29 protein-coding genes are annotated in these 25,970 nt (G+C 68.4%); 12 read left to right on the top strand and 17 right to left on the bottom strand.

The annotated features are described in order from the left end of the window. The first annotated feature begins 17 nt into the window (after positions 1-17). From DMC64_RS22510 to DMC64_RS22525, 4 genes are read left to right on the top strand one after another with little or no spacing between them, the layout of a single operon-like run. Positions 18-1,211 (top strand): M20/M25/M40 family metallo-hydrolase, encoded by a 1,194-nt coding sequence (locus DMC64_RS22510; protein WP_370324538.1) that lies wholly within the window; start codon positions 18-20, stop codon positions 1,209-1,211. Further along, positions 1,208-2,257: an Ldh family oxidoreductase gene (locus DMC64_RS22515; protein ID WP_125735168.1), complete on the top strand. Its 1,050-nt coding sequence runs from the start codon at positions 1,208-1,210 to the stop codon at positions 2,255-2,257. Before DMC64_RS22510 ends, DMC64_RS22515 begins: the two co-directional genes overlap by 4 nt. Further along, positions 2,254-3,198, top strand: a complete 945-nt coding sequence (locus DMC64_RS22520; RefSeq protein ID WP_125735169.1) for a Gfo/Idh/MocA family protein — start codon at positions 2,254-2,256, stop codon at positions 3,196-3,198. The genes DMC64_RS22515 and DMC64_RS22520 overlap by 4 nt, the downstream gene beginning before the upstream one ends. Further along, positions 3,131-3,532: a hypothetical protein gene (locus DMC64_RS22525; RefSeq protein ID WP_037345066.1), complete on the top strand. Its 402-nt coding sequence runs from the start codon at positions 3,131-3,133 to the stop codon at positions 3,530-3,532. Before DMC64_RS22520 ends, DMC64_RS22525 begins: the two co-directional genes overlap by 68 nt. 40 nt (positions 3,533-3,572) lie before the next feature. Here DMC64_RS22525 and DMC64_RS22530 read toward each other — a convergent pair whose 3' ends face one another. The 7 genes from DMC64_RS22530 to DMC64_RS22560 form a co-directional block, all read right to left on the bottom strand. Further along, positions 3,573-4,109 (bottom strand): EF-hand domain-containing protein, encoded by a 537-nt coding sequence (locus DMC64_RS22530; protein ID WP_125735170.1) that lies wholly within the window; start codon positions 4,107-4,109, stop codon positions 3,573-3,575. A 78-nt stretch (positions 4,110-4,187) separates the two neighbouring features. Continuing rightward, positions 4,188-5,435: a nucleotide sugar dehydrogenase gene (locus DMC64_RS22535; protein WP_125735171.1), complete on the bottom strand. Its 1,248-nt coding sequence runs from the start codon at positions 5,433-5,435 to the stop codon at positions 4,188-4,190. A gap of 14 nt (positions 5,436-5,449) precedes the next feature. Further along, positions 5,450-5,761: a hypothetical protein gene (locus DMC64_RS22540; RefSeq protein WP_125735172.1), complete on the bottom strand. Its 312-nt coding sequence runs from the start codon at positions 5,759-5,761 to the stop codon at positions 5,450-5,452. 323 nt (positions 5,762-6,084) lie between these two features. Then, positions 6,085-7,044, bottom strand: a complete 960-nt coding sequence (locus tag DMC64_RS22545) for a ribokinase (RefSeq protein ID WP_125735173.1) — start codon at positions 7,042-7,044, stop codon at positions 6,085-6,087. Further along, entirely contained in the window at positions 7,029-8,063 is a 1,035-nt protein-coding gene (locus DMC64_RS22550) for a phosphotriesterase (protein WP_125735174.1), read from the bottom strand. Before DMC64_RS22550 ends, DMC64_RS22545 begins: the two co-directional genes overlap by 16 nt. Beyond that, positions 8,056-9,051 carry a DMT family transporter gene (locus DMC64_RS22555; protein ID WP_038510724.1) on the bottom strand — a complete coding sequence of 332 codons (996 nt, stop codon included), beginning with the start codon at positions 9,049-9,051 and terminating at the stop codon, positions 8,056-8,058. Before DMC64_RS22555 ends, DMC64_RS22550 begins: the two co-directional genes overlap by 8 nt. A gap of 31 nt (positions 9,052-9,082) precedes the next feature. After that, the gene (locus DMC64_RS22560) at positions 9,083-9,835 is read right to left on the bottom strand and encodes a glutamine amidotransferase (protein ID WP_125735175.1); all 753 of its coding nucleotides are present in this window, start codon (positions 9,833-9,835) and stop codon (positions 9,083-9,085) included. A 111-nt stretch (positions 9,836-9,946) separates the two neighbouring features. On the opposite strand from DMC64_RS22560, the gene DMC64_RS22565 reads away from it, so the two are divergent. Both DMC64_RS22565 and DMC64_RS22570 read left to right on the top strand, forming a co-directional pair. Next, positions 9,947-10,936 (top strand): LacI family DNA-binding transcriptional regulator, encoded by a 990-nt coding sequence (locus DMC64_RS22565; RefSeq protein ID WP_125735176.1) that lies wholly within the window; start codon positions 9,947-9,949, stop codon positions 10,934-10,936. Then, positions 10,933-11,991, top strand: coding sequence for a M20 family metallopeptidase (locus tag DMC64_RS22570; RefSeq protein WP_125735177.1), 1,059 nt, complete (start codon positions 10,933-10,935; stop codon positions 11,989-11,991). Before DMC64_RS22565 ends, DMC64_RS22570 begins: the two co-directional genes overlap by 4 nt. A gap of 29 nt (positions 11,992-12,020) precedes the next feature. Here the strand turns inward: DMC64_RS22570 and DMC64_RS22575 are convergent, their stop codons facing one another. Beyond that, positions 12,021-12,482, bottom strand: a complete 462-nt coding sequence (locus DMC64_RS22575; protein WP_125735178.1) for a hypothetical protein — start codon at positions 12,480-12,482, stop codon at positions 12,021-12,023. 128 nt (positions 12,483-12,610) lie between these two features. On the opposite strand from DMC64_RS22575, the gene DMC64_RS22580 reads away from it, so the two are divergent. After that, positions 12,611-13,363 (top strand): alpha/beta fold hydrolase, encoded by a 753-nt coding sequence (locus DMC64_RS22580; RefSeq protein WP_125735179.1) that lies wholly within the window; start codon positions 12,611-12,613, stop codon positions 13,361-13,363. On the opposite strand, the gene DMC64_RS22585 is transcribed toward DMC64_RS22580, so the two are convergent. Next, positions 13,350-13,583: a DUF6480 family protein gene (locus tag DMC64_RS22585; protein ID WP_037345055.1), complete on the bottom strand. Its 234-nt coding sequence runs from the start codon at positions 13,581-13,583 to the stop codon at positions 13,350-13,352. The two genes, DMC64_RS22580 and DMC64_RS22585, sit on opposite strands and share 14 nt — an antisense overlap. A 62-nt stretch (positions 13,584-13,645) precedes the next feature. Further along, positions 13,646-14,581, bottom strand: a complete 936-nt coding sequence (locus DMC64_RS22590; RefSeq protein ID WP_125735180.1) for a glycoside hydrolase family 43 protein — start codon at positions 14,579-14,581, stop codon at positions 13,646-13,648. Positions 14,582-14,762: 181 nt separating this feature from the next. Between DMC64_RS22590 and DMC64_RS22595 the strand changes: the two genes are divergently transcribed. Continuing rightward, positions 14,763-15,053 carry a DUF3040 domain-containing protein gene (locus DMC64_RS22595; protein ID WP_158634247.1) on the top strand — a complete coding sequence of 97 codons (291 nt, stop codon included), beginning with the start codon at positions 14,763-14,765 and terminating at the stop codon, positions 15,051-15,053. On the opposite strand, the gene DMC64_RS22600 is transcribed toward DMC64_RS22595, so the two are convergent. From DMC64_RS22600 to DMC64_RS22610, 3 genes are all read right to left on the bottom strand, one after another. Beyond that, a complete protein-coding gene (locus DMC64_RS22600; protein WP_233629773.1) occupies positions 15,020-15,964 on the bottom strand; it encodes a universal stress protein in 945 nt (314 codons plus the stop codon). The genes DMC64_RS22595 and DMC64_RS22600 overlap by 34 nt on opposite strands. A gap of 83 nt (positions 15,965-16,047) precedes the next feature. Next, positions 16,048-17,142, bottom strand: a complete 1,095-nt coding sequence (locus DMC64_RS22605; protein WP_125735368.1) for a M20 family metallopeptidase — start codon at positions 17,140-17,142, stop codon at positions 16,048-16,050. Positions 17,143-17,193: 51 nt separating this feature from the next. Next, positions 17,194-18,702, bottom strand: coding sequence for an AbgT family transporter (locus DMC64_RS22610; protein WP_125735369.1), 1,509 nt, complete (start codon positions 18,700-18,702; stop codon positions 17,194-17,196). Positions 18,703-18,862: 160 nt separating this feature from the next. On the opposite strand from DMC64_RS22610, the gene DMC64_RS22615 reads away from it, so the two are divergent. Next, complete coding sequence (locus DMC64_RS22615; protein ID WP_125735182.1) at positions 18,863-19,846, top strand: Lrp/AsnC family transcriptional regulator; 984 nt, start codon at positions 18,863-18,865, stop codon at positions 19,844-19,846. Positions 19,847-19,858: 12 nt separating this feature from the next. On the opposite strand, the gene DMC64_RS22620 is transcribed toward DMC64_RS22615, so the two are convergent. After that, on the bottom strand, positions 19,859-20,470 hold the full coding sequence (locus DMC64_RS22620; protein WP_125735183.1) for a TetR/AcrR family transcriptional regulator: 612 nt from the start codon (positions 20,468-20,470) through the stop codon (positions 19,859-19,861). Between the two features lie 114 nt (positions 20,471-20,584). On the opposite strand from DMC64_RS22620, the gene DMC64_RS22625 reads away from it, so the two are divergent. The 3 genes from DMC64_RS22625 to DMC64_RS22635 are packed head-to-tail and all read left to right on the top strand — an operon-like array spanning position 20,585 to position 22,267. After that, positions 20,585-20,971: a Dabb family protein gene (locus DMC64_RS22625; RefSeq protein ID WP_199755062.1), complete on the top strand. Its 387-nt coding sequence runs from the start codon at positions 20,585-20,587 to the stop codon at positions 20,969-20,971. A gap of 38 nt (positions 20,972-21,009) precedes the next feature. Next, a complete protein-coding gene (locus DMC64_RS22630) occupies positions 21,010-21,624 on the top strand; it encodes a gamma carbonic anhydrase family protein (protein ID WP_125735185.1) in 615 nt (204 codons plus the stop codon). Then, positions 21,569-22,267, top strand: a complete 699-nt coding sequence (locus DMC64_RS22635) for a hypothetical protein (protein WP_233629774.1) — start codon at positions 21,569-21,571, stop codon at positions 22,265-22,267. The genes DMC64_RS22630 and DMC64_RS22635 overlap by 56 nt, the downstream gene beginning before the upstream one ends. Positions 22,268-22,288: 21 nt before the next feature. Here DMC64_RS22635 and DMC64_RS22640 read toward each other — a convergent pair whose 3' ends face one another. The 3 genes from DMC64_RS22640 to DMC64_RS22650 all read right to left on the bottom strand — a co-directional run bounded on the left by DMC64_RS22640 (position 22,289) and on the right by DMC64_RS22650 (position 25,613). Next, positions 22,289-22,888 carry a dihydrofolate reductase family protein gene (locus DMC64_RS22640; RefSeq protein ID WP_125735186.1) on the bottom strand — a complete coding sequence of 200 codons (600 nt, stop codon included), beginning with the start codon at positions 22,886-22,888 and terminating at the stop codon, positions 22,289-22,291. A gap of 865 nt (positions 22,889-23,753) precedes the next feature. Next, positions 23,754-24,317 carry a hypothetical protein gene (locus tag DMC64_RS22645; RefSeq protein ID WP_125735187.1) on the bottom strand — a complete coding sequence of 188 codons (564 nt, stop codon included), beginning with the start codon at positions 24,315-24,317 and terminating at the stop codon, positions 23,754-23,756. Positions 24,318-24,335: 18 nt separating this feature from the next. Continuing rightward, positions 24,336-25,613: a NucA/NucB deoxyribonuclease domain-containing protein gene (locus DMC64_RS22650; RefSeq protein ID WP_158634248.1), complete on the bottom strand. Its 1,278-nt coding sequence runs from the start codon at positions 25,611-25,613 to the stop codon at positions 24,336-24,338. Positions 25,614-25,970: the final 357 nt, after the last annotated feature.

A 25,970-nucleotide genomic window follows, 5' to 3' on the forward strand; every position in this document is an offset into this window, starting at 1 on the left:
GGGATCGAAACCTGCTCATGAAGCTGCTCGACCTCCCGACGGCCGGGCCACTGGAAACGACGGGTGAAGTCCGCCTGTGGGACGCGATGCGCGCCTACGCCGACGCGGCCGCCGACATCGGTTTCGACGTCCTGCGGTTCGCCGCCCCGGACCCGTCGGTGCTGGACCGTCCGGGTGTTCCCCTCCTGCTCCGCGACACCGCGCCCGAGTTCCTCACCTGCCAGCCGAGTCTCGTGCTGCGGATCGGCCCCGCCGCTCCCGCCGTCATGTTCAACGTGCACCTCGACACGGTGGCCCCGTTCGAGCCGGCGGGTTTCGACGGGACCAGATTCGTCGGCCGCGGCGCGATCGATGCCAAGGGGCCGGCGGTGGCCCTGCTGGCCGGTGTCCGGTCCGCCTTGGCGACGGAGCAGGCGGTCGGCCGGGACATCGGCGTCCTCATCCAGGCGGTCTCCGGCGAGGAGGGTGGGGCGATGGGCACCTTCGGGACACGACCGCTCGTCGAAGCCGGATTCCACGGCGAACTCAACATCTTCTGCGAGCCGACCGGACTGCGGTACCTCCCCCGGTGCTCGGCGTCGATGACCGCGTGCGTGAGCGTGGACGGTGAAGACGCCATCGACGACGAGCCGCATCGAGGACACAACGCGACGGTCCTGCTCGGGTTCCTCGCCCAGCACCTCGCGGACGACCTCCCGAAACACGGTCAGGTCTGCGTCGCGGGCCTGCACACGGGCCGAATGCACAACCGGGTGTACGGCAGCGGCGAACTTCTGCTCAACATTCCCTACGACTCGGGGGAAGCGGCGGCGAAGATGATCTCGGCGCTGGAGGACGGACTCAGGAGCGGCATCGCCGCGTTCGAGGACCGGTTCCGGTGGTCCCCCGCGTTCGCCCGCACCGCGACGGACGCGGCGAGGATCACCGGTCTGCGCTGGCTGAAACGCGACCTGCCCGCGCTACCGGCGCAGGACATCCCGCTGCTGGACGCGTTCGTTCCCCGGTGGCCGGACGACGAGCCCGCGTTCACGTGTGACGCCCTGTGGCTCACGGGAGTTCCCGGCACGAAGACGGCGGTTCTCGGTCCCGGTTCCTTGGGAGCGAACAACGCGCACTCGCGCGGGGAGTACGCCGATGTCGAAGAACTCGACCGGTTCGGCGATCTCGTCCGCGAGATCGTCGTGCGGTTCGCCCGCGAGGGAGGAGCATGACCGTGCTGGTGCCCTATCCCGTTCTTCTTTCCTTGGTGGCCGGTGTCTTCGTCGACCGCGGGATGCCCGAGGACCGGGCGGCGATCGCCGCGACCGCGTTGTGCCACGGCGACCTGACCGGGGTGACCTCGCACGGCCTCGTGAACCTGACCAGGCTGTACCTTCCTCTGCTCGATCAAGGGCGCGCCGAGCCGAAGGCGGACATGACCGTCGAGACCGACCTCGGCGCGTGCGTCCTCGCCGACGCCCGTCGCACACTCGGGTTGTGGTCGGCTTCGCAGGCGATGGAATTGGCGTGCGCCAGGGCTTCCCGGCATGGCATCGGCATGGTCTCGCTGCGCGGGGCGACGCACATCGGCTGCGCCGGGCACCACGCCGCGCGGGCCGTCACGCACGGCATGATCGGCCTCGTCGCTTCGAACTGCGGCGGGCAGCGTATCGCCCCGCCACCCGGTGGCACGGCCGCGATGCTCGGCACGAACCCGCTCGCGCTGGCCTGTCCCGCCGGCGGCGCGCATCCGTTCGTCCTCGACATGAGCACCACCGTGGTGCCGACCGGCCGGATCCGTGCCGCCGCGCGGGAAGGCAGGGAGATCCCGCCGGGCTGGCTCGCCGATGACGACGGCGCACCGGTGACCGATCCCGCCGCGTTCGACCGGGGCGAGGCTCATCTGCAATGGCTGGGCGGTGGTCCCGAAACGGGCGCCTACAAGGGATTCGGGCTCGGTCTGCTCGTCGAGGTACTCGGTGCGCTGGTACCCGGCGCCATGCTCGGCGCGACGTCGGCCGACGGGAACCGCGACGACGACATCGGGGTACTCGCCCTCGCGATCGCTCCGGACGTCCTGCGCACCGGATTCGCCGCCGACGCGTCCGCGCTCTTCACCGCGGTGCGGGAGTGGCCCGCCCGCGATCCCGCGGTCCCGGTCGTCTATCCCGGCTGGCACGAAGGTGAGCGTGCGGCCCGCCACCGTCAGCACGGCGTGCCGGTGGCCGACGCGGTCTACCGGGAACTGCGCACCGCGGCGGAGAGGACGGCGAGGTGATCCGCGTCGGTGTCGTGGGGCTCGGTGTCATCTCGCGGTTCTACCTTTCCGCGGTGGAAAGGTCGCCGGCTTTCACCCTCGCGGCGGTCTGCGATCTCGATCCGGCGGTACTCGCGAAGATCCCCGTGCCCGGCTACCGCGACCATCGGGAGATGCTCGCCGCCGGAGGGCTCGACGCGGTGATCGTCACGGCGCCGAACGACGTGCACGCCACCGTGTGCCGGGACGTGCTGGACGCGGGTTTGCCCGTATGCGTGGAAAAGCCGATCGCCACGAACCTCCGCGACGGCAAGGACCTCGTGGAAAGAGCCGCGCGGCGGGATGTCGCCCTGTTCACGGCTTTCCATCGGCGGTACAACCGCAACGTGCGCGCGTTACGCGAGAGGATCGCGGGCGGGCCGCCGATCGCCTCCCTGACCGTGCGCTACCTGGAGCGGATCGAAGAGCACGTCGGTGGTGATCGCTGGTACCTCGACGCGACACGGTGCGGCGGCGGATGCGTGGCGGACAACGGACCGAACGCCCTCGACCTCGTCCAGTTGTTCCTCGGCAGGCTGAAGTTGCGAGACGCCCGGATCAGCCGTGACGCCGACGGCATCGACCGGCGGGCGACGCTGATCCTCGAAGGCGCGGTCGTCGAACTCGACTGGTCGTTTCCCGGAGAGGTCAAGGACGTCGAGGTCCGGCTGGCGGACGGCACGATCCTGCGCGCCGACCTACTCGACGGCTACCCCGAGTTCAAGGGATCGCTGTGGCACGAATACGAGGGACTGCTGCGCGAGTTCGAGGAAGCGGTACGCAAGGGCGGGTCCTGGCGCGACAACGGCCTGACCGCACTGTCCATAGTGGATGATTGTTACCGGAGGGAGAACGATGCGGGAAGACGGGCCCAAGCGGGAGATCGTCGGCACGGTGGTGAAGGTGCTGGTACATCGGCGTGACGACCGGGGCATGAGTCTCGAACCGTTCGCCAGCCGGTGCGTGCGCGCCGGTGAGGTCCACGAACTCGTGACGACCAGCCACGACGACACGGAGCCGGGCGCCCGCATCGACCACGTCGGCTTCCTCGGATTCGCCGAGATCGACCGTGCCGGCGTGATCGACAGAGGCGACGAAGTGTGGATCGGTGGCGAACTCGTCGGCACCGTGCTCGGCTTCGACGGCTGCCATTTCCCCAACCACTACAACATCCTCATCCACACCGCGCTGCCGGTCACCGGCGAAGGGATCGGGTTGAAGCCGGAGCGGGAGGTCTGCTTCCGGGGGCGGTGGTGAGTGGCTCCCCGGCGCGGGTGGGCCACTCACCACCGCGCGGTCACTTGCCCAGCAGCGGCACGTCGCTCTTGCCGAGGTGGTAATCGCGTACCGCGTGCACGAGTTCGTCGACGGTCAGCTTCCCGTTGCCGTTCACGTCGATGGCCCGGAACGCCGGGGCCACGGCCGAGGCTTCGACCCCGATGGCCTCCAGCCACTTGGCGAACTCCCGCTGGTCGACCTCGCCGTCGCCGTCGGTGTCGCACAGGCCGACGATCGCCGAAATGGTCGGGCGGACCACCCTGGCGAATCCCGCGTCGCCTTCCTGGAAGATCTGCGCTTCGATCACCTCGGTGAACTGCCGCTCGTTCAACGAGCCGTTCGGGCCGACACCCGCCTTGTCGGCCAGGAATTCGAACATCGTCACGAACGAGTCCTTCACCGCGCGCGCCTGCGGCGAAGTCTGGTCCTCACCGAACGCACTGATGATCCGCTCGGCCTCGGCCTCGAAGTCGGACTTCTCGATCCTGCCGTTGCCGTTGACGTCCCACTTCTGGAAACGCTTCTGGAGCCGGTCGTTCTTGATCGCCGTGGTCATTCGTGCACTCTCCTTTTCGCGAAAGATCGGAAGAATTGCGATACGCGTGCCTGCCCTGCTCTCGACCAGGCAGAACGTTCAGAGCCGGACGACCTCCTTCCCGGGAACCCGTCCCGTCACGTCGAAGAGCAACCTGGCCGTCGAGGCCAGGCGGCCGTGGTCGTAGGCGCGATGCGCCACCAGCAGGACGGCGACGTCCGCGGTGCGCAGCGTCGCGTCGAGATCGGCCACCGGCGGGCCCAGTTCGGGCACGGTCTCCGCCACCGGATCGTGGTAGGACAACTCCGCCCCGAGCGCTCGCAAGCGAAGGGCGATCCGGATGGCGGCGGACTCGCGGGTGTCCGGCACGTCGGCCTTGTACGAGACACCGAGCAGCAGCACTTTCGCGCCTCGCAACGGCTTTCCGTGTTCGGCGAGCAACCTGGTCACGCGGTCGACCACGTGCTCCGGCATCCGGTCGTCCACGAGCCGGGCGGCGTGCACCACACCGAGCAGTGCGCCTTCCCGCTCGGCCTTGTCCAGCAGGTACTTGGGATCGACCGGGATGCAATGGCCGCCGACGCCCGGCCCCGGCGCGAACGGCGTGAAACCGAACGGTTTGGTCGCCGCGCAATGCATGACGTCCCAGACGTCGACGCCGATCTGATCGCAGAAGATGGCGATCTCGTTGACCAGTGCGATGTTCACGTACCGGTAGGTGTTCTCCAGCAGCTTGGCCATCTCCGCTTCCCTGGTGCCCCGCGCGATCACCACCGTGTCGACGAAACGCTCGTAGAACTCGGCACAACGTTTCGCGCAGGACGGGGTGTGCCCGCTGATCACCTTCGGCGTGTTCCCGATGCCGAACCGTCTGTTCCCTGGGTCGACCCGCTCGGGTGAGTACGCGAGCGAGAAGTCGGTTCCCGCTGTGAGACCGCGTTTTTCAAGGATCGGCCGGACGATCTCGTCGGTGGTACCGGGAAAACTCGTCGACTCGATGATCACCATCATGCCCGGCGACAGGCGTTCGGCGACCGTCTCCACCGCACGGCGCACGGCGGCCAGATCCGGTCCGCCCGCCGTGGTCAACCCGGTCGGCACGCACAGCACGATCGTCTCGGCGCCACCGAGGACGTCGGGGTCGGTCGTCACCGTGAAGCCGTTGGCGCGCATGGCCCGCAACCGGCTCGCGGACACATCGGGCACATGTGGCCTGCCCGCGGCGATCTCGGCGGCCACGCGGGGCGAGGTGTCGTATCCGATCACCGACAATCCCGCCCCGGCAACGGCTTCCGCCAGCGGTAGCCCGACGTAGCCGACTCCCACCACGACGACGTCGACAGACACGTGGTTCTTCTCGGTCAACGGTTGACCGAGAAGGCGCCGCTGCCCGCCGGCACATGCGAGCCGAACCCTGGCTCGACCGGAACGCCCGGTGTCAGGCAGAACGGATCCGCGTGGACGACCACTTCCGACGAGCTCTGATTGAGCAGAACGTGTGCGGCGACAGGAAGTTTGTTACAGCCCTCGGGGTTCCGGTAGGTGTCCAGGCGCTGGAATTCGGTGGAAAAGACCACCACCTCGCCCGCTGCCGCCTGAGCGGGCGGACTCGGCACGATCAGCAGTGCTCCCACGGATGCCGCGCTCGACACCGCGGCGACAAGACGGTTCATCGCATGCCTCCCACATCCAAGATCACGACTTCTCTCCGCACGCTAACAGTCACTCCGTGTCAAACTTTTACTCACGGCGGATCTTCACGCGCGCAGGTTGCGGCGGCTCGGACAGGGTCATCCGGATGGTGGCGTCAAGCGCTCCCTGCGTGATGTTCGAGAAGGGGCGGTTCACATGAAGGAGTGGCGCGGGTGGTCGTCCGGACGAACGGGGACTACTCCGCCTCGCGGTCATTGACGGGGTATGTCAAACGTGACGCGTTGCGAAAGCCACTTTCGCAACGTTGAAGGTTGGGAAAGTGGCTTTCGCAACGTCAGCGGCCTTACCCCTGAAGAGAATCCGCAACGCCACTGTCGCCGACCTCGGCCAAAGTCGGCAGAGAAGGATGCGCTCCGTGCCGCGTCACGACGACAGCGGCCACTTTCGCCGCGAAACCGCAAGCGGCCACCACGTCCGCGGTCGTCGGCTCACCGGGGATTTCCGCGAGCCGGGCGGCGAGCGCTCCGACGAACGAATCGCCCGCGGCGGTGGTGTCCACCGCCCGTACCGCGACGGCCGGTACGTGCGTGGACGACGACGCGTCGAGGACGGCACAGCCCGCGGCGCCCAGCGTCACGATCACCCACCGGCATCCCGCGGCGAACAGTTCGGCACCGCCGCGCCGCAAACCGTTGCCGTCGAACGGATCCTGACCGGTGAGCTGCCGGAATTCGATTTCGTTCGCCACCACCACGTCGCTGAGCGGCAGCAGTTTCCCGGCCACGTCGTCGGCGGGCGCGGTGTTGAGCAGGGTCAGCACGCCACGGGAGCGAGCGGCCGCGAAGGCGCGTTCCGTCGCTTCGGCCGCCGCCTCCAGCTGGCCCGCGACGACGCGGAGCCCCGGCAGTTCATCGATCGCCGCTTCGGCCGCGGCCGCCGGGATGTCGGCGTTCGCCCCGGACACGACGACGATCGAGTTGACGCCCTCCGCGTCGACGGTGATCGCCGCCCGCCCGGTGGGCAGCGCGGACCTGCGCACGTGGGTCACGTCGGCGCCCTCGGCGAGCAGGGCTGCCAGGTATTCGTCGCCGTCTTCGTCCCGGCCGACGCAGCCGATCACGGCCACTTCCGCGCCGAGCCGGGCGGCGGCGACCGCTTGGTTGCCGCCCTTCCCGCCCAGCTCCCGGCTCGCCGAAAAGCCCATCAGGGTCTCCCCCGGCTCCGGGATACGCGGCGCGTGGACGATGTGATCGACGTTGAGCGACGCGACCACCGCGATCGCGCGGGTCATGCGGTCAGCCATCGGGCCGGGACGTCTCGCATCAGCCGGGACACGGTCTCGGCGGGCACGCCTTCGGCTTCGAGCAGGTCGGCGAAGATCGTCGGCACGAACACGAGCCCGTTCCCGCCGTTGTGCGTCCACATCTGCTTCAAGAACAGGTCGTGCGACAGCATGATCTGCTCACCGAAGCCCTCGTGCACCCACCTCGCCACGGCGCGAGCGGTCTCGGAAACCGTCGGGGCGACACCCTCGCCGGGGAACGAGATGTCGAGGCCGATCATGTCGAACTCCAGCAGCACCCCGCGTTCGAGCAGCTCGCGTTGATATCCCGGGTCCTCACCGGACGGATCGCTGTGCGCCAGCGCGACTTTGCCCGGCAGCGCACCGCATTCGTCCAGTACGAGGTCGAGCACCTCGTGCCCGCGGCGCTGCCAGCCCGGCATGTGGATGTTCAGCCCCACGGAGGGCCGCGCGGCCTGCGCGAGCGCCGCCGCCCGCAGGGAAGCCCGCTCCCCGTCGGTGAAGAACGGCGAAACACCGACCTCGCCGATGACGCCGGCCCGGATCCCCGTCTCGCCGACTCCCTCGTCCAGCTCGGCGAGGATGCGCTCGGTTTGCGCGTCGACGGTGACCGCGGTGATGCGCTCCCCCTCGAACTTCTCCAGGTACGCGCCGGTGCCCATGACGATGGTGACCCCGGTGGCCTCGGCCACCGCCGCCAGGGCGAGCGGATCCCGGCCGATCGCGGCGCTGCCCGTCGCGTCGACCAGCGTGCCGCCGCCCGCCGCGGCGAAGGCGGTCACCTCGCGCACGACGCTCGCCCGGTCCTTCGCCGCCACGTTGTCGGCGCAGCAGTAGGGATCCTGGCGGAGCAGGAACTGCCATCCCGGCCCCACTTCCGCCTCGGCGAGTGGCCGTGTGGAGGCGTACGAGGGTTCGGCGACCGCGGAGGACAGGTCGTTGAAGAGGTGCTCGTGCGGCAGCACCAGCCCGAGCTCCGTCGCGTCGACCGGTCCGAGAACGCCGCGCACCTCAGCCACGGCGCACCTCGGCGGGCTGGGCGAGGACCGCCGGTTCGGCCGTGTGCCGGGACGGGATCATCGCGATCGCCGCGGCCGCCAAGGCCACGAACGCGCCGATGACGGTGACCAGGTGGAGGCTGGACCCCGCCGCGGGGGCGACGAGTTCGAGCAGCAGCGAGCCGATGAGCTGACCGGCCGTGGAGGCCAGCCCCAGCAGCAGGAGGCCGAGACCACGCACCAGCAAGGCCATCAACGCGATCGACAGGAGGCCGAGAGGCCCGCCGAAGTACATCCACCAGGTGCCCGGCAACGCGAAGTGCGCGCCCGAGACCGCCATCCGCACCACGTACACGAGACCGAGCGCCACGAAGCCGATGAGGAAGTTCCAGGTGATGGAAACGAACATCGAGCCGGACAGCAGGCCGACCTCGGAGTTGCCGGCGGGCTGCCAGCCGGCGAGCAGGCCACCGACGAACGGCATGATCGCCAGCGCGATCATGTGCGGGGCAGACCAGTTCGGGGAAACCACCAGCACGGTGGCGCAGATGGCGAGGATCGCCCCCGCCACGCGCGGCGCGCTCATCGCCTGCTTGAACGGCACGCCGATGCCGAGGCGGTCGCACACCACGCCGGAGATGACCATGCCGGAGATCAGCGACGTCTGGAAGATCGCCACCCCGAGGAAACCGACCGTGACCCCCTCGGAGAGCACGATCACCGCGCCGCACAGTCCGGCGAAGAAGTTCCATCGCGGGATCTCCCCGCGCACCAGCTGACCGGGCAGCCGGAAGAACGCGTCGCGCGTCCTGGTGCGCGCCAGCACGATGATCAGCATCAGCACCAGGCCGGTGCCGAAGGACACCAGCGCGGCGGCGTGCCCGTCGGCGAGCGCGGTACCGAGATGTCCGTTGACGAGCGACTGCAACGGGCCGAGCATTCCGGCGAAGACGGTCGCGATCGTCAAGACGACGACCGAAGCCGCGCGGCCGGTGGGTGACGTACTCATCGAATCCTCCTTGATCCCGAGTGCGCGCGGCTTAGTTCTCGCGACCGGCGAGCCAGGTCGTCGCCTGCGCGAAGAGCTTGCCGTAGCCGTCCCAGTCCATGAACTCCTCGGGAGCCCAGTGCGGGGAGATGTCCGAGGTGAACGCGAGGGTGCGGCCGCGGCCGACCCGGCGCGCGGCCAGCATGACGTCGCCCTCGACGGTGGCGAGCAGCTCCGCGTCCGGCTTCAGCGTGGTGTGCTGGTAGCCCAGCAGGATCGGCCACTCCTGGTCGAGACCGGAGACCACCGGGTGCCCGGGCTGGACGACCTGGGCACGCACGCCCTCCGGCGTCTCGACGCGGTCGTCGTACGGGTCGATGTCGACCGGGAGGATCTCCTCGATCGGCGTCCGGTGGTAGTTCGCCTTGCCCTCGAAGCCCTGGAAGCTCAGGTAACCGCCGGCCATCATCAGGCCGCCGCCGTTCGTGACCCACTCGCGCAGCAGTTTGAGCCGGTTGGGCGTCGGACGGCCGCGGGTGAACGTGTCCGGATGCAGCAGCAGCGTGTTGGAGCCGACGTCGGAGAGCAGGACGACGTCGTAGGCGTCCAGTTCCTCCAGCGTCTGCGGGAATTTCTCGGCCACGTCGTGCGAACGCAGGTGAGTCACCTCGACCCCTTCCGCCGCCAGCGCCGCCAGCAGCCGCTCGCACCCGATCTCCACCTGGGTGTGCGCGAACGGGTCGTATCCCTTGTGATCGATGGTCGCACTGACCCACGACTCCCCGGCTAGCAGGACCTTGACCATCGACGACTCCTTCGAGCGAAAAGCCTTAGCGTAATTTGCGCAACGTAGCGCAACGCCGTCAATATAAGATGCGTTCGCAGTCGCCGTCAACGCTCAACGGGGAGGAGCCGGATGTCGCTGGCGAAGGTGGCCCGAGAGGCCGGAGTGGCCGTGTCGACGGTGTCGAGGTACGTCAAGGGGGAGCTCAACGTCGCCTCCGAGACGGCCCGGCGCATCGACGCCGCGCTGGCGGCCGAAGGGCATCCGCCCGTACGGAAACAAGTGACCGGCCTCAGCCTCGGCCTGGTGGTCCCGTCGCTGGACAACCCGTACTTCTCCACGCTGGCGGACGCGGTGGTCGACGCCGCCGCGACGGACGGCGTCGACGTGCTCACCGCGCTCACCGGATCCTCGCCGTCACGGGAGCGCGCCGCCGTCGAGCGCCTGATGCGGGTGCCGGACGTGGGCGGGCTGATCTACCTGGGGATGAACACCACCAACGAAGCCTTCACGAGCCGCCTGGCCGGCGATTTCCCGGTGGTCTTCCTCGACGAGTACGTCGAAGCGGCCGGTCCGCGGATCGCGCATGTCACCGCGAACAGTTTCGGCGGCGCCTACCAGGCGACCACCCATCTGCTCTCCCAGGGCCACCGGCGGATCGCCCATGTCGGCGGGCCCGCCGGCCTGCGCACGGCCGACCAGCGCGAGGCGGGCTACCGGGCCGCACTGAAGTCGCACGGGATCGAGGCGGACGAAGCGATGATCGTGCGCGGCGCGTTCAGCTCGGCGTTCGGCATGAACTTCTTCGCGCATATGGCGCGGACCGGAGCGGCGCCGACGGCCGTGTTCACCGCCAGCGACATCGCCGCGGTCGGCCTGCTCGAAGCCGCCCGCCGCGCCGGGGTGTCGGTGCCGGAAGACCTTTCGGTGATCGGCTGTGACGGGATCACCCTCGGCGAATGGACGTCGCCGCGGCTGACCACCGTCGCGCAGCCGACGGAGCAGATGGCCCGCAAGGCGGTCGACGAGATCACCCGTCTCGCGGCCGGCCGTGACCCGGCCGACCACGTGCTCTCCATGCGGCTCGTCGTCCGCGAATCGACTCAGGAGTACCCCGCATGACCGACGAAACCCTCGCGTTGCTGCGCGATCTGGTGCGCCAGGACACCACCTCCGGCGACAGCGCCGCACAGGCCGCCGCGCAGGAACTGGCCGTCGCCTATGCCACCGCCACTCCGGGCGTACGCGTGTTGCGACGCTCCACCGCCGGGCGGCCGTGGGTACTGGTCGGCACCGGATCCGGCGACGGGCCGTTGTTCGTGTGCCATATCGACACCGTTCCCGTCGGCTCCCCCGCGCTGTGGGACCGCGCCCCGTTCTCCGCTGAAGTCGACGGCGAACACCTGCACGGCCGCGGCAGCGTCGACATGAAGGGCGGGCTGGTCGCCGCCTTGGCCGCGTTGCGCAACGCCGCGGAAGCCGGTGCCCACGCGCAGGTCCTCATCACCAGCGACGAAGAGATCGGCTGCCGGGGCGCGACCGAGGCCTCGGCGTCGCTGGATCTGGCGCCACGGATCGTCGTGGTGCCGGAGGCGACCCGGAACCGCGTCTCGCTCGGCCACCGCGGCGCCACCTGGCTGCGGCTTGTCGCGGAGGGGAAGGCGGCCCACGGCTCCACGCCGCAACTGGGCCGCAACGCGATCCGGCTGCTCGCCGACCGGGCCCTCGGCGCGCTCGATTCCCTCCCGCTGGCCGCCGACGACTACCTGGGCGAGGAAACCGTCAACGTCGGCACCTTCGAAGGCGGGACCGCGACGAACATCGTGCCCGCGTCGGCGGTTCTGACGCTGGATGTGCGCACTGTGGACGGTGGAGCGCCATCGATCGCTTGGGCTTCCGCGCTCGATCCGGCCATCACCGCGGAGGTGGATCTCGACCTGCCCGCCGTCCGGACGGCGCGGCTGCCCGAGCTTCTCTCCGGCCAGACGCCCGCGCCCGCGGCCAGTTACTTCACGGACGCCTCGGCTTTGGCCGGGTCGGTGGGCGGCGCGCCGATCGTGATCTGGGGCCCTGGCGATCCCGGGGAGATGCACGCGGCGAACGAGAAGCTGGAACTGGAATCGTGGCGGCGGGCTTCGCGCGACTATCTCGAGCTGGTCCTGGCCGCCGCACGCTAAGCGGTTCCCGACCGCGTCAAGGCACCTGCTCAGCCTTCGGAATCGGCGAGTTTCGCGATCTCCGCCGGAGTGAGCACGAGCATGTTCCCGTTCGCTTCGGGCAGTCCGAGCGCAGCCGCGACCAGATGCATCACCGGCACCGTCTTCCCCACGACGTCCTGGCGGTTCGGGAAGTCCGCACGCCTCCCCTTCACGACGGAGAGGTTGACCTGCTGCCCGCGGACACCATCGTCGGCCCTCGCCACGCCGGCGACCTTCCGGGTCGTGGTCGCCACCGACTCGACATCCACCGATTCGACGAACAGCCAGATCGCGACGTTCGTGTTCGTCGGCAGACCCGGATGCTGAACCTCGACCAGCGCACCATCGACCCCGGGAAGGGCGGAAAGCCGTTTCTCGAAGCCGTCGATGTCGCCGGTGCTCGGCGCGCAGCCCGTCAACGCGAGCATCAACCCCACCACGCACAGGACGACTCTCATCGTGACCTTCACGCGCTTCTCCCCTCGACAAGAGTCTTCCGGACACTAACCACCTATCCGCGTACGGTAGCCACACGCGGCCGCCTCGGGATGAACTACTGTGCCGTTGATCGAAACACGCGAGTACGAGGGGGAACGCGGTGTATCAGGCCGAGTTCGACGGTGAAGGCAGCTGTGTCCGTTGGACGGAGGCGCCGGGCGCGCAGCCCGCGCGGGTGTATCTGCACGGCCTCGGGTCGATGTCCTCGGTCTACCACGCGCACATCGCGTCCCGCCCCGAACTGGCGGGCAGGCGGAGCCTTTTCCTGGATCTGCCGGGGCACGGGATCAGCGACCGGCCCGAAAACTTCGGCTACACGCTGGAGGACCACGCCGGAGCCGTGGCCGTCGCCCTGGACCAGGCCGGAGTCACCGGGGCGGAACTGATCGCCCACAGCATGGGCGGCGCCGTCGCCCTCGTCCTCGCCCATCTGCGTCCGGACCTGGTCTCCCGGTTGGTCCTCACCGAGGCGAACCTCGATCCTTTCCCGCCTCCGACGGCGGGCAGCAGCGGTATCACCGCCTTCACGGAGGACGAGTTCGTCGACAAGGAGTTCGCGCGCGTGCTGGAGCGTGTCGGGCCGGCGTGGGCATCGACCATGCGGCTCACGGACCCTCGCGCGCTGTATCGCACGGCGGCCGGGCTTCGGAAGGGTGCGGAGCCCATGATGCGCACCATCCTGGAGCGACTCGACGTCGATCGCGTCTACCTGCAGGGCGAACGCAGTGGTGAACTACCCGGCCGGGAACAACTGGAAGCCGCCGGCGTCGAGGTCATCACCGTCCCCGGCGCGGGGCACAACGTCATGTTCGACGACCCCGACGCGGTCGTGGCGGCCGTCAGCCGAGCTTGAGCCACCCCAGCGCCAACGCCACGACGAACCCGCTCGCCAAGACGACGATCACGCCGATGAGGATCAGCCACGCCACAGGCATCGCCTTGGACGGCATCGGCTGCGGATGCGACAGTCCGGACGTCTGAGCGGAGTCGGGCGGTGTGTCACCCGGCCGGACGCCACCACCTGGTTCGCGGCGGGTCTTCTCGGGTTCCGGGTCGGGCGGCTGGGCTGTCATCGCCGGTGCTCCTTCGGTCGGTCTTCCCCATCGGATACCCGAACGACGGCGACGAAACCCTGTCAGCCGAGTTGGGGTACATCGCCAGGGAAGCCGATGGGCAGCTGGTACATCCCGCGGGCGGTGCGGCCGCCCCCGAGCCAGCCGTGGAAGTGGATGTATCCGTCGACGACGTCGGCGCCTCCCGGCGCGTCGACCTTGCCGCCGAGGAGATCGGTGGACAGGAACGGCGTACCCGCCTTCACGAACGGCCCGCTCAACGAGGGCGCGGAGGCATATCCCGTGTGGTAGCCGGAACTCTGGAACGTGTCGGCCGAGTAGAACAGCAGATACCGGCTCGGCGTTTTCACCACCGCCGGTGCCTCGACCACCGCGTTCTCCGACGCGAGATCGGCGCGCAGGAGCTCGATCCGCGGGCCGTCGAGTGTCCGTCCGTCGGCGCGCAGTTTCTGGGACCAGATCGCGGCCGGAGGCCCGACCGCCGCGCCGTCGCTCTTGTAGAGCAGGTATCGCGAGCCGTCCGAGTCCACGAAGGTCTGCGGGTCGATGTCACCGCCGTCGCCGGGGACACAGATCAGCGGCCCGTCTCCGGCGGGTGTGTACGGCCCTTCGGCCTTCGCGGCGGTCGCGACGCCGATGCACATCTCCCCACCGGGAGCCACCGCCGCGGAGAAGTAGAGCACGAACGTTCCGTCGGAAAGGCGGGCCACGTCGGGAGCCCAGAACCCGCCGTCGGGTTTCGCCCACTTCGGCACGGCCGCGAGAGCGTCACCGGCCACCCGCCAGGGCCCCTCTGCCGCCGGGGCGTGCGCGTACGGCACTTTCACCGCACCGGTGCTCGTGGAGAAAGCGAAGAAGCCGGAGTCGGTCTTGACGATGTCGGGGTCCGGGAAATCCTGCCCGATGAGCAGCTTCGGCGTGCCGATCGCGAAGGCGGGCGGCGAGGGGACGAGTGTCAGGGCCACGGCGAGGATCATGAGCCGGCGCAGGAACTTCATGACCGATTCTGTGGACGGGACGACGCGGTCGGCAGCGTAACGCGGGCGTTGCCACCGGGAAGCGTGGATTTGGCCGTTCACCCGGTCCTGCGGGATTCAACCGCGCGACTTCGGGTAGTGGCGCTGTTTGTCCCGGGCCCCGGCGGGTACGCGCGGGGACAAGGGCGACGAAGGAGGCATCGTGCGACGCAGAGACCGCCGCATCCTGCAGGAGATCGAAGAAGACCTGACCGCGAGCGATCCCGACCTCGCGGCGGCCTTCGACCAGGTGAAGCGTTCCTCGGGTGGCCAAACCTGGTGGGCCGTGCTCGTCGTCGCCGAGATCACCGCGCTCCTCATGATCACGGTGGGACTCTTCAGCGACAGGGGCCTCGTGTTCCTCGCCGGAGTCGCCGCCGCGAGCGCGCTCGTGTGGGCGCACAACACTTACCGCCAGGCTCAGCGGCTACCGGCGTGGCGCTCCTTGCGGTGACGGACCACGGCGACCGGACAAGGCGCGTGGTGCACCATGGCGCGGCTGACCGAGCCCAGAAGAGCTCGACGTAACGGCCCCCGCCCGTGACTGCCGACGACGAGCAGCGCGGCACCCTCGGCTTGCTCTGCCAGCGCGTGGGCGGGCCGGTCGACCGCGATCACGCGCTGGACGGGAACGTCCGGATACCGTTCGCGATATCCGGCCAGCGCTTCGTCGAGCAGGGGTTTTCCCCGTTCCTCGATGAGCTCCCTGTCGTGCTCGGTGGGCGTCACCGCCATCGCTTCGAGCGGCAGATCGGACCACACGTGCAAGGCCACCAGCGCGCGGCCGTGCCGGGCGGCGAAGTCGTAGGCGAATCCGATGGCTTCCCTGCTGGTCTCGGATCCGTCGACGCCCACCACGACCTTCCCGTCAGCGTCCGCCGACGGTTCCTCGCCGGTGCGCACGACCACGATGGGCCGGTGGTAGTCGTGCAGGAGTTCGTTGGCCGTCGAACCGACCAGCAGCCTGGGCAGCGCGGTGAGCCCCGACGAACCGATGACCAGCAGATCCGCGTTCTCCGCGGCGTGGGCCAGCTCGTCGGGCGCGCGGCCGGACAGCAACCGCGTCGAAACGGTCAGCTCCGGCCATGCCCGGCGACATTCCTGCGCGATGTCGCCGAGCATGGCCTCGGCGTGCCGCTGCGCTGTTTCCTGCCCTGCTTCGAGGAATCCAGGCCGCGGCCAAGCCCCGCCAACCGGGACGGCTTCGGGCACGGGCGGGAATCCGACGACATGGGCGACGACCAAGCCGCGACCGCGGGCGGCTGCCTCCCCCGCGGCCCAGCGCACGGCCTTCCGCGCCTCTTCTGAGCCGTCATAACCTGCGACGACGGCTCCCTTGTCCATTGTGGATTCCGTGGACGACATGGCGTCACTCCCCAACCGCGGGCATTGACACCAGATGGGCTACCACGTCCGGCGCTCGTCGAAACGTCGAATCGACCCGCTCGTCAGACGAGCGCCGCGATCAGCCCGATCACCAGCGCCGTCCGTTCCGGGATGTGTTTCACGAGGATGTGCTCGTCGCGTGCGTGGGCACCGCCGCCGACGGCACCGAGGCCGTCGAGCACCGGGCGGTCCAGCGCCGACACGAAGTTGCCGTCGCTCGCCCCTCCCACCGCGGTCTCCTCCAGCTCCCAGCCCGCTTCGGCGGCCACCTTCCGCGCGGTCGCGAACAGCGCCCGGGACGGGTCGTTCGGGGTCATCGGCGGCCGGTTCCACTCCCCTTCGACCGAGATGTTCACGCGGGGATCGGCGGTTTCCAGACCGGCGAACACCTTGTCGATCCGGTCCATTTCGGACGGTTCGGCGACCCGGACGTCGACGCCGCAGCCGGCGCTGCCCGCGGTGACGTTACGACCGGTACCACCGGAAATCGTGCCGACGTTGACGGTGGTCCCGAGTTCGCGCGAGCCCGCGGACGCCAGCTGTCCGACGATCTCGGCGAGGGCGTGGATCGCACTGGCTCCCGCGTACGGGTCCAGGCCCGCGTGCGCTTCGACGCCGGTGGCGGTCACGTCGAACAGACCGACCCCCTTGCGCGCGGTCTTCAGCTTGCCGTCCAACGACGCCTCGAAGACGAGGGTGGCCAGCGCGCCCTCACTGGCCGCTTCGATGTACGGCCGCGAGTGGGGGCTGCCGATCTCCTCGTCGCCGTTGAAGAGGAATTTGACCGACGGATGCGGAAGGCCGAGTTCGCGGAGCCCTCGCAGAGCCCAGACCGATTGCACCAGGCCGAGTTTCATGTCGAACGCGCCCGGCCCGGTGACGCGGCCGTCCTCGTCGGTGTACGGCCATCCGACGAGCGTGCCCGTCGGCCAGACGGTGTCGTAGTGGCTCAGCAGCAGCACCGTTCCCGGCGCCGTCCCCGCATAGCCCAATTCAAGCACGTCGCCCCGGACCGTGTCGGTGTGGCGGGCCTCGGTGTCGGGTGAGCCGAGACGGTCCAAGACCCACGCCCGGATGGTGTCGAGGCCTTCGTCCAGCATCGGTTTGTCGTAGCTGTGCGTCTCCAGTTCAACGATGCTCCGGAGATCGTCGAGCATGGCGGGCAGTGCCTGCCGGGACCAATCCGTGTGTGACAAGAGAATCCCTTCCTAGCGAACGGGGGCGCCGGGGCCGAGCGGGATGCCGAACACCCAGAACACGAAGAACAGCAACGTCCACACCACCAGCAGGGCGAACGAGAGCGGGACCGTCATCGAGAACAGCGTGCCGATCCCCGCCGAACGCCGGTAACGCTGCAGGAAACCCAGCGCCATCACGAAATACGGGCTCATCGGGGTGATCGCGTTCGTGCACGAGTCCGCGATGCGGTACAGCGCCTGCGTGGTCTCCGGCGGGATGTCCAGCAACATCAGCATCGGCACAAACACCGGGCCGATCAGCGCCCACTGGGCGGAGCCGCTGGTGACGATCAGGTTGACCAGCGTCACCACGACGAGGATGCCCAGCATGACGACCGGTCCGGAGACCCCGGCGGTTTTGAGCAGGCCGGCGCCGTTGATCGCGGTGATCTCCCCGATGCCGGTCCATTTGAAGTAGGCCAGGAACTGGGAGATGGCGAAGAACAGCACCAGGATCGGTGCCATCTCACGGAATCCGTGCGCCATGAACCCCGGGATGTCGCGACTGCTGGTCACCGTCCCGGCGACCTTGCCGTACGCCCAGCCCGCGGCCAGGAAGCCGAGCGCGAGGAAGATCGAGATGGACGTCAGCAACGGTGACTCGATGATGCTTCCGCCCTTGCCGCGCAAGGGCGACGACGCGGGCAGCACCGCCAGCACCAGGGCGACCACGAAGACGGCCAGCGCGATGAGCGCGGCGAGCAGGCCACGCCGTTCCTCGCGGCTGAGCTTGAGCGAACCGAGATCGTCCTCCTCCGCGTCGTCGTCGACGGGCATCGCTTCGGCGCGCCGCGCGAGGACCTTCTCGGTCACGAGCGTGATCACGGCGGCCAGCACGACCGACGAGGCGAGCGAGAAGAAGTAGTTGGCCAGCGGGGTGACCGAGTAGGCCGGATCGATCGTCTGCGCCGCCGCCGTGGTCAGCCCGGACAGGATGGCGTCGGTCGGCGTGATCAGCGGGCTCGCGTCGTACCCGGCGGAGATGGACACGAACGCGACCACGATACCCAGGATCGGGCTCCGCCCCACCGCGCGGAAAGCCAAGGCCCCCAACGGGATTAGCACCACGTAGGCGGCGTCGGACGCGACGTGGGACACCATGCCGGTGAACGCCAGCGCGAAGGTCACCCATCGCGGCGAAACCTTCGAAACGCCGGACCGGAGCACCGCGGCGAGCAGGCCGGACCGCTCGGCGACCGCCACGCCCAGCATCACCACGAGGATCGTGCCGAGCGGCGGGAACGACGTGTAGCTCTTGACCGCGTCGGTCACCATCATCCGCACGCCGTCGGCGGACAACAGGTTCTTCGCCTCGACCGTCTTGCCCGTCGCCGGGTTCACCGCCGACACCCCGGCCGCGCTGAGCGCCCAGCTGGCCAGTGCCAGCACTCCGCTCAGGAGGACGAACAGCCAGAACGGATGCGGCAGCTTGTTGCCGAGCCGCTCGACGCCGTCGAGCGCGCGCAGCAGGAGGTTCATCGGACGTGAGGTCGTTCTGGCCTGGCTGGAACTCACCGGCGCGGCTCCTTTCCTGATCGGAGGCCCATTACAAACTCAAGCGACCGAATAGTGCAACCTTGAATCGAATTCTGCACGGATCAGTCAGGTGAGACTCATGGATGACTGATACATTCACCACGTGCTGACCGAACCCGACCTCGACCTGATCGCGGCGCTGCAGATCGCCCCGCGCGCCTCGGTCGCCACGCTCGCCGAGGCGCTCGACGTCTCCGCCAGCACGGTGGGACGGCGGCTGGTCCGCCTCGAGGAACAGCGGATCCTCCGCGTGATCGGCCAGGTCGAGTGGACGGCGAGGGCTCGCGGGAACCCGCGCCACGTCTGGGTCACGACCGAACCCGGTGCGTCCGGTTCGGCGGCGAAGGCGCTCGCCCGGTTTCCCGAGGTCCAGCTGGCGGCGGAGACGGCGGGCCGGTCGGACGTCTACCTGGCCGTGCACGTGCCGGACCGGGCCGAGGCGCGCGAACTGCTCGCCGAGCGCATCCCCGGCGTACCGGGCGTGGCGGGAACCCATTCGGAGCTGGTGCTGCGGGCGCTGACCAGGGCCGACTCCTGGCGTCTGCACCGGCTGAGCGAAGACCAGCAGAAGATCCTGTCCCGCGAACAGGTCGTCCCGGACGGTTTCGACGCCGACGACGTGGGCCCGGACGAGCGGCGGCTCATCGGGCTGCTGGCCGGGAACGGCCGGATCACCGCGGCCGAAGCGGGCCGGAGCCTCGGCCTCAGCCAGTCCACCGCCTACCGGCTGATCCAGTCGACGTTGCGGCGCGGCATCGTCCGGCCCCGCGTCGAGGTGGAACCCGCGCAGCTCGGCTACGAACTGGAGGCGGTCATCGCGCTGACCATCACCCCGGGCGCCATCCAGGCCGTGGCCGGTGAACTGGCGCGGCATCCGTCGGCGCGGTACGTGTCGATCGTCGCCGGCACCGCTTCGGTCATCCACCAGGGCGTGTTCCGCAACGAGGACGAGATGGCCGACTTCCTCACCAGGGACCTCGCTCCCCTGCCCGGCATCACCGCGCTGCAGGTCTCCGTGGTGTTGCGCATGCTGCGCCGGTACTGGCTGTACCGGGAGGACGGCAGATTCGCCCCGGACCGCCCCTGAGACTCACCGGAACTACGGGCCGTACGCGCGCACGAAGGTATCGACCGCCGACTCCGCCATACCTTCGAGTTCGGCCGCCGGGACAGCGCGAGTGCCCAGCCGCGAGCGGGACTCCAGTGGCCCGATCAGCAGGGCGAGGAACTGCTCGGCGGCCCTGGCCGGATCGCAGGAGCGAAGAGCGCCGGAAAGGGCGAGGCGGGCGAACCGGTCGGCCAAGGCCTCCGTCAGGTGCACCGACGTGCGCTCCTGCATGGTGACCGCCAGCTCGGGGAACGCGGCGAGCTCGGCGTAAGCCAGCGACCGGAGCGCGTGCGAACGCTCGCCGGAGCAGATGCGCAGCAGCCGGGAAGCCGCGGTCCGCAGTGTCGCGCGAACATCGGCCCCCGCGTCACGGAGCGGCTCGATGGCGTCGAGCGTGTCGGCGGCGACACTGTCGGCCGTTGCCGCGATGGCACCGCGGAACAACGCTTCCTTGTCGCCGAAATGGTTGTAGACAGTGGGTTTCGCGGCCTTCGCCTCGTCCGCGATCTCCTGGACGGATGCCCGGGCGTACCCGTGGCGCGCGAAGACCGTGAAGGCCGCGTCCAAGATCGCTTGGCGCTTGTCGACCCTCGTCTTCGTCACGACACGATCCTATCCACCGGACTTTCAGCGTCCGGCATTGCGCATGAACCCACCCGTTCACTACTTTGAACTCACCGGTTCAATCTACGGGAGGCAGTCTTGATCGTCCAGTTCATGCGCTTCGCGTTCCGCGAGGACAGCACCGAGGAGCAGAAGGCCCGCGCCTTGGAATTGATCCGCCGGACCGCGGCGGTGGAGTCGGTGGCGTTCTCCACGGTCGGCAGGCTTCTCGGCGATGCGGCCGAGGGCTACACCCACGGCTATTCCTTCGGCCTCGCCGACCTCGGCGCGTTCGAGCGCTACATGTACGACCCCGTCCATCTGGCCGGCGACCCGGAGATCCTCCCGCACTACGCCAAACTGCACGTCGGGCTCGCCGTTTCCGACGACCCCGATCCGGAGCTGGCGGCGAAGATCACCGCCGTCTACGAAGGAAAACTCGCCGAATACCCCGAGTGGGAACGGCTGATGGCGGCGATCCCCGAAGTCCGGTTCGGCTGACCCGCGACCCGCCTTCACCCCGCGGATAGCGTGGAGCCATGCTGATCGAACATCGAGGACGACGGCCCGTGGTACCCGAATCGGCGTACGTCGCGCCGTCCGCGGTGCTGAGCGGCGCGGTGGTTCTCGGCGAGCGCGCCCGGGTCCTGCACGGTGCCGTGCTCACCGCCGAAGACGGGGAAATACGCACCGGGTCGGACGTCGTCATCATGGAGCACGCGCTGATCCGCGGCCGTGACCGGCATCCGGTGACCATCGGCGACGCGGTGCTGATCGGTCCGCACTCGCATGTCAACGGCGCCACCGTCGAGGACGAGGTGTTCGTGGCGACCGGCGCGTCGCTGTTCCCCGGCTCGGTCGCCGGCACCGGCGCCGAACTACGGATCAACAGCGTGCTGCACGTCGCTTCGCGGCTGGAACCCGGCGCGGTGCTCCCCATCGGCTGGATCGCCGCCGGGAACCCGGCCACACTGTTCTCGCCGGACCGGCACGACGAGCTCTGGGAACTACAACGCACCTTGGAATTCCCACAGGTCGTGTACGGCGTCCCGAGAGGGACCACGATGCGCGAGATCATGTCGCGACAGGCCCGGTTCTATGGCGCGCACCAGGACGATCGGATTCTCGAAGACCGTCCGGACGACGACGCGTAGTCCGGAAGAAATGCGAGATACTCCCCGGGTGATCACGATGCAGCCCGTTCTGGAGGTCCGCGCGACGGACGGCTTCGCCCTTTGGCCTGTCGCCGAGACCGAATCGTTCGGATACATGCCGCTCAACGGCGAACTCACGCCTCTCGAGGTCGGTACAGCGGTGATGAACATCGCCGCCTGCAACGACATCGACCCTGAGGACGGCGTCCGCCCGCCGCGTCCCGCCGACCCGCTGGGGTCGTTCCTGCACGGCCTGCTCACGCTTGACACCCTCTTCGCGGCCGGCGGGTTTCAGGTGACGGACAGCTCCACAGGCGTGGAGTTCATGCCGGGCTGTTGCAACGGTCTGGAGGACTGGCGCGAATGGCACCAAGTCGTCGAGGGCAGCGGCCAGGTCGGTTTCGGGCACGATCCCGATCCCCTCGCCGAACGCCACGGTGATGCCGTGCGGCTGACCGTCGACGCCGAGCGAACCGACAGCCCGACGATCGAGTTGCCTGCCGCCGATCTCCGGCACCTCCTTGCCGGAGCCGAGCACGACCTCACCGGTTTCCTGGCGCTGGCAACAGATTGGGCCGAGAGTAACCTGCCCCGCCACGACGGCCCGGTCATCGCCGCCCTCGCCCGCGCACTGGACCTCTGAGCCGGCAGCTGGTGATCGGCACTATTCGCCGGGCTCCACGGGATAGACGAGGTGCGTGACCTTCTTGCCCTGGATGACCCGGGGCTCACCGAACTTCCGGGGAGCGTTACCGAGCGTGTCCACGAAACGGACCCCGTCGCCGAGCATGAACGGCACGAGGTCGATGCGGATCTCGTCGAGCAAGCCCTCTTCCAGCGCTTCGCGGGCTACGACGCCCGGGCCCACGCCGACGTTCTTGTCCCCGGCGACCGCCTTGGCCTGCTCGATGGCGGCCTTGACGCCGCCCTCGGTCACGAAGACGAACTCGGCGCTTTCGGGAGCCCAGCCTTCAGGCACCGAATGAGTGACCACGAAGACCTGCACGCGCATAGGGTGCTGTCCGCCCCACCCGTTCATGCCGTCGAACTGGTTTCGCCCGACCACCAGAGCCCCGTAGCCCTCGATCATGTCGCGGACATAGTCGGCGGACGCCTCCGAGACCAGGTACGACCGGCCCGACGCGGTGGGGACCTCGACATCGCCGGCACGGCACCACGCGAAAAGGTACTCGAACCCCCCGTTCTCCGGCCCGGCGATGAAACCGTCCAGTGACACGGACGCCTGAGTCGCCACCTTTGGCATGAGAAATCCCTTCCAGCACGAGAAATCGAGACTTGCGACCCTGGCAGCGTCACCGGTCGTTGTCCACTTCTCCCGTGCTCGACGACACGGCGACCACGCGATCGGTCTTTCGCCGCGTACCGGTCGGACGGCCGCGAATACATCACGTGCAGCAGGCGGCCGGAAGACCACCTCGTGATCGTGGCGGGCAACACGGCGCGGCGAACGGGACCCGCTGCGCAAACCTCAGCCTGTCAATCGGCGCGATGGCCCCTCCCGGGGTCGGATTTGTCATCGTGTGCCCGTACGCCCGGCACTCCTGCCCCGCCATCCAGTCGCACGTCGTCGGCAACCGGAGCGAGCTGCGCCTTGAACCGCGGTCTTCTCCGGAAGCCGGCTACACGCAATGGATTCAGGTACAAGTCCGACCGGGATCGCGCGATCAGCGCGAACTCGCGAAGGTAAGGCCATACCGGCGTTCCTTCCTGCTGGGAGTCGCGCAACGCCAGGAACTCTTCCGCAGCAGCCACGACTCGCACGACAGTCAGTGCGCAGCAGGTGAACCACGCAGGTCTGGGCGATCGTCTGCGTTCAGCTCGGTGAGCACATGCAACCAGTATTTGGCGCCCTCGCAGGTCACCGTCAACGCGACATGGATCACCGGTCAGCTTCAGCCACCGGCCTTGGCACGGCTCAGCAGCTGCTCGACGAGCTGCTCATCCAGCCCATCCAAGCCGCTCTCGGGCTTCGAATCCTCGGCGTTCTCCACGCCGGACATCATGTCGGTCATCAGGTGCACTCCATGATCGGGAGTTACACCGCTCGTTTTACAGTCCCGTCTCTTGTTCGAGATCGGGGTGATGGGGAGTGCGGAACTTGGCTCGGTTCAGGATTGGTGCCCGGTTGCCCAGGTACGTATCGCGGTATGCAGTTGCTGGTCGTGGCTGAGAGCGCGTGGCTCGTGGTGCTGCACGGTATTGCGGTCGTCGGCCGGCCAGAACTGCACGATGAAGCGTTCGCTGCGGTGGATGGTCGCGTTCGGATTGGCGTCGAAAACGTGGTTCACGTCCTCGACACCCCAGCGGTGGACGCGGACGTGGTACGGGCCGGGAGCGGAGAGCCGGAGTTCGCCGGTGTCGGGCGCTGTGGCCATGGCGCCCTGGGCGGCGATGTCCGCGACGGTGAATCTGACGGTCTGTGTTTCGGTGTCGCTGTGGGCCGGGGCACCGGCTGTGGGTTCGCTGTCCCAGGCTTCGAGGTGGACCAGGGCGTAGGCGGTGTAATCGCCGGCGACGAAGATCGCGAGGGCGTCTCGTATCGGCAGTATCAGGTTGTGCGGCTGGTCGAAGGGGAATCGCGGGGGCTCGGTGAGCCCCCGCGATTGGATGGTGAAGTGTTTGTAGTCGATACCGACCAGGCCGTGGACTGGCTGGGTCAGGAGTGTCGCCATGGCCGGTAACTGTAGCGGTTAGCCGGCCTTCACCCAGTACTCATCGAGGGTTCCGTCGGCGACGGGGTCCTCGTCGTAGAGGATCCGGTCCCAGCGCAGGTAGGTTTGCAGAGCGTTGCCCGCGAGCCCGTTCTGGCTTCCGTTGACGTATTTGACGGAGAAGTTCCCGTCGCCCCGGCCGGCGCCCTGCACAGTGGTGGCGAACGGGTACTCGTCGCACTCCTGCCCAGGTTGTTTCGGTGGCAGCGTTCTACAGGCCGCGTCCTTGGCGTTGCGGTTCTTCGTCCAAGTGTCGAGACCGTAGGGAACCCTGTTCAGCCCTGCCGAGTTCGGGATGCCGCCCCAGTGGCCGGGAATCAGTTTCCCCGGCCTGGGCGGATGCGTGGCCCCGGGGTTGAGGTGTGCCAGTTTGATGTGGTCGACGACCTCGTTGTAGCCCTGGCCGTATTCGTAGTTGAGACGAGGGATCACGTCGGTGAACACGCAGGCCTTCGGAGCTCCGGCGAAGTAGTCCGCGGAGTCGCAGCGGAACCCCGGTCTGGTGAGGGAGTCCAGTTCCACGGGCCGGTTGAAGTCATCGAGAGCGCTTCCCCGCAGGACGAACAGGTTCCGGAGCACCTTCTCGGGTTGCTGGGTCGCGGCGGCTTCGTCGGAGCTGAGGTTCCAGTTGACCCATTCCCCGTCGTCCCAGTCACCGACGTCCATCGTCACATACTTTCGATCGGCGGAGCAGCCCACAGTCAAGTCGACGCACTCGACTTTGAGGCTCAGGGTGGACCAGCCGGAGAAGCTGCCACTGGTGTCGTAGTCGTCGCCATGGAACCAGTAATGGACCTGGCGGGTGAAGGGATTGGCCACCGCCTGCGCCCGGTACTCGACGGTGAACTCGCCTTCCTTCTTCCCGTTGTAGATGTACTCGCCATGGACCTTGTTCTTCTGACACCAGTAACCACGGAACAGGACATGGCCACCGATTCCGTCCGCTCCAGGACGGCTCAGGCATTCGTTGAGCAGCCACTCGGGCGGCGGTTCCACCGCCGCGGTGGCGAGCTGGGCCTGCAGTGCGTCCACGTTCTTCAGCTCATCGGCGTTCGTGTCCGCAACATTGTCGTGGTTCCTCGCGGCGTAACGCCGGGCCTCCTCGACTGTCCCGTTCCGCGCTTCCGGTCGGAGCGCGCTGACCGCGCCATCCGCGCCCAGCAGATCTGAGACTGTTCCCCCAGCATATTCGTCCGCGATGGCGTCCGCCTGCGCCGTGGCCGGAGCGGGCACTCCGAACGCGGCGATGACAGACATCGTCAAAGCGCCGAGAAGTTTCCTCACTTTCGATTGCATATATTTCCCCTCTGGCTGTGTATCGAATTCACGGCGAACGTGATTCGGCACGTATTACCTGATTGGAAATCCTGACCCAGTTTCAGCGAGAGGCGGTCTCTCACCGTCGGCGGCTACGGTTCCGTGACGCACAGGTGAAAGCAACCGCCATTTGGCCGATTGCGGTATCGAACGTCATATTCGCAGGGCGTCCTTGTTCTTTGGAAACCTGCGTCCTCCGCGAAGTTACGGGGTATTCGCCACACGATTTGATAGTCGCCCGTGTCCGCGATTCCGGATTTCGCTCCGCGTGTCCCATGACCTGACGTTCGATGCGTC

Source organism: Amycolatopsis sp. WAC 04197 (assembly GCF_003947475.1).
In the GTDB taxonomy this organism is placed as follows: Bacteria; Actinomycetota; Actinomycetes; order Mycobacteriales; family Pseudonocardiaceae; genus Amycolatopsis; species Amycolatopsis japonica.

Bases quoted from the DNA above. Each gene is read 5' to 3' on its own strand.
- DMC64_RS22560 (WP_125735175.1), bottom strand. From the start codon at position 9,835: ATGGTCAAGGTCCTGCTAGCCGGGGAGTCGTGGGTCAGTGCGACCATC.
- DMC64_RS22530 (WP_125735170.1), bottom strand. From the start codon at position 4,109: ATGACCACGGCGATCAAGAACGACCGGCTCCAGAAGCGTTTCCAGAAG.
- DMC64_RS22540 (WP_125735172.1), bottom strand. From the start codon at position 5,761: ATGAACCGTCTTGTCGCCGCGGTGTCGAGCGCGGCATCCGTGGGAGCA.
- DMC64_RS22645 (WP_125735187.1), bottom strand. From the start codon at position 24,317: ATGGCGACACTCCTGACCCAGCCAGTCCACGGCCTGGTCGGTATCGAC.
- DMC64_RS22510 (WP_370324538.1), top strand. From the start codon at position 18: ATGAAGCTGCTCGACCTCCCGACGGCCGGGCCACTGGAAACGACGGGT.
- DMC64_RS22625 (WP_199755062.1), top strand. From the start codon at position 20,585: ATGCGCTTCGCGTTCCGCGAGGACAGCACCGAGGAGCAGAAGGCCCGC.
- DMC64_RS22650 (WP_158634248.1), bottom strand. From the start codon at position 25,613: ATGTCTGTCATCGCCGCGTTCGGAGTGCCCGCTCCGGCCACGGCGCAG.
- DMC64_RS22585 (WP_037345055.1), bottom strand. From the start codon at position 13,583: ATGACAGCCCAGCCGCCCGACCCGGAACCCGAGAAGACCCGCCGCGAA.
- DMC64_RS22590 (WP_125735180.1), bottom strand. From the start codon at position 14,581: ATGAAGTTCCTGCGCCGGCTCATGATCCTCGCCGTGGCCCTGACACTC.
- DMC64_RS22515 (WP_125735168.1), top strand. From the start codon at position 1,208: ATGACCGTGCTGGTGCCCTATCCCGTTCTTCTTTCCTTGGTGGCCGGT.
- DMC64_RS22565 (WP_125735176.1), top strand. From the start codon at position 9,947: ATGTCGCTGGCGAAGGTGGCCCGAGAGGCCGGAGTGGCCGTGTCGACG.
- DMC64_RS22545 (WP_125735173.1), bottom strand. From the start codon at position 7,044: ATGGCTGACCGCATGACCCGCGCGATCGCGGTGGTCGCGTCGCTCAAC.
- DMC64_RS22635 (WP_233629774.1), top strand. From the start codon at position 21,569: ATGGCGCGCACCAGGACGATCGGATTCTCGAAGACCGTCCGGACGACG.
- DMC64_RS22605 (WP_125735368.1), bottom strand. From the start codon at position 17,142: ATGCTCGACGATCTCCGGAGCATCGTTGAACTGGAGACGCACAGCTAC.
- DMC64_RS22525 (WP_037345066.1), top strand. From the start codon at position 3,131: ATGCGGGAAGACGGGCCCAAGCGGGAGATCGTCGGCACGGTGGTGAAG.
- DMC64_RS22600 (WP_233629773.1), bottom strand. From the start codon at position 15,964: ATGTCGTCCACGGAATCCACAATGGACAAGGGAGCCGTCGTCGCAGGT.
- DMC64_RS22570 (WP_125735177.1), top strand. From the start codon at position 10,933: ATGACCGACGAAACCCTCGCGTTGCTGCGCGATCTGGTGCGCCAGGAC.
- DMC64_RS22630 (WP_125735185.1), top strand. From the start codon at position 21,010: ATGCTGATCGAACATCGAGGACGACGGCCCGTGGTACCCGAATCGGCG.
- DMC64_RS22610 (WP_125735369.1), bottom strand. From the start codon at position 18,702: ATGAACCTCCTGCTGCGCGCGCTCGACGGCGTCGAGCGGCTCGGCAAC.
- DMC64_RS22640 (WP_125735186.1), bottom strand. From the start codon at position 22,888: ATGCCAAAGGTGGCGACTCAGGCGTCCGTGTCACTGGACGGTTTCATC.
- DMC64_RS22555 (WP_038510724.1), bottom strand. From the start codon at position 9,051: ATGAGTACGTCACCCACCGGCCGCGCGGCTTCGGTCGTCGTCTTGACG.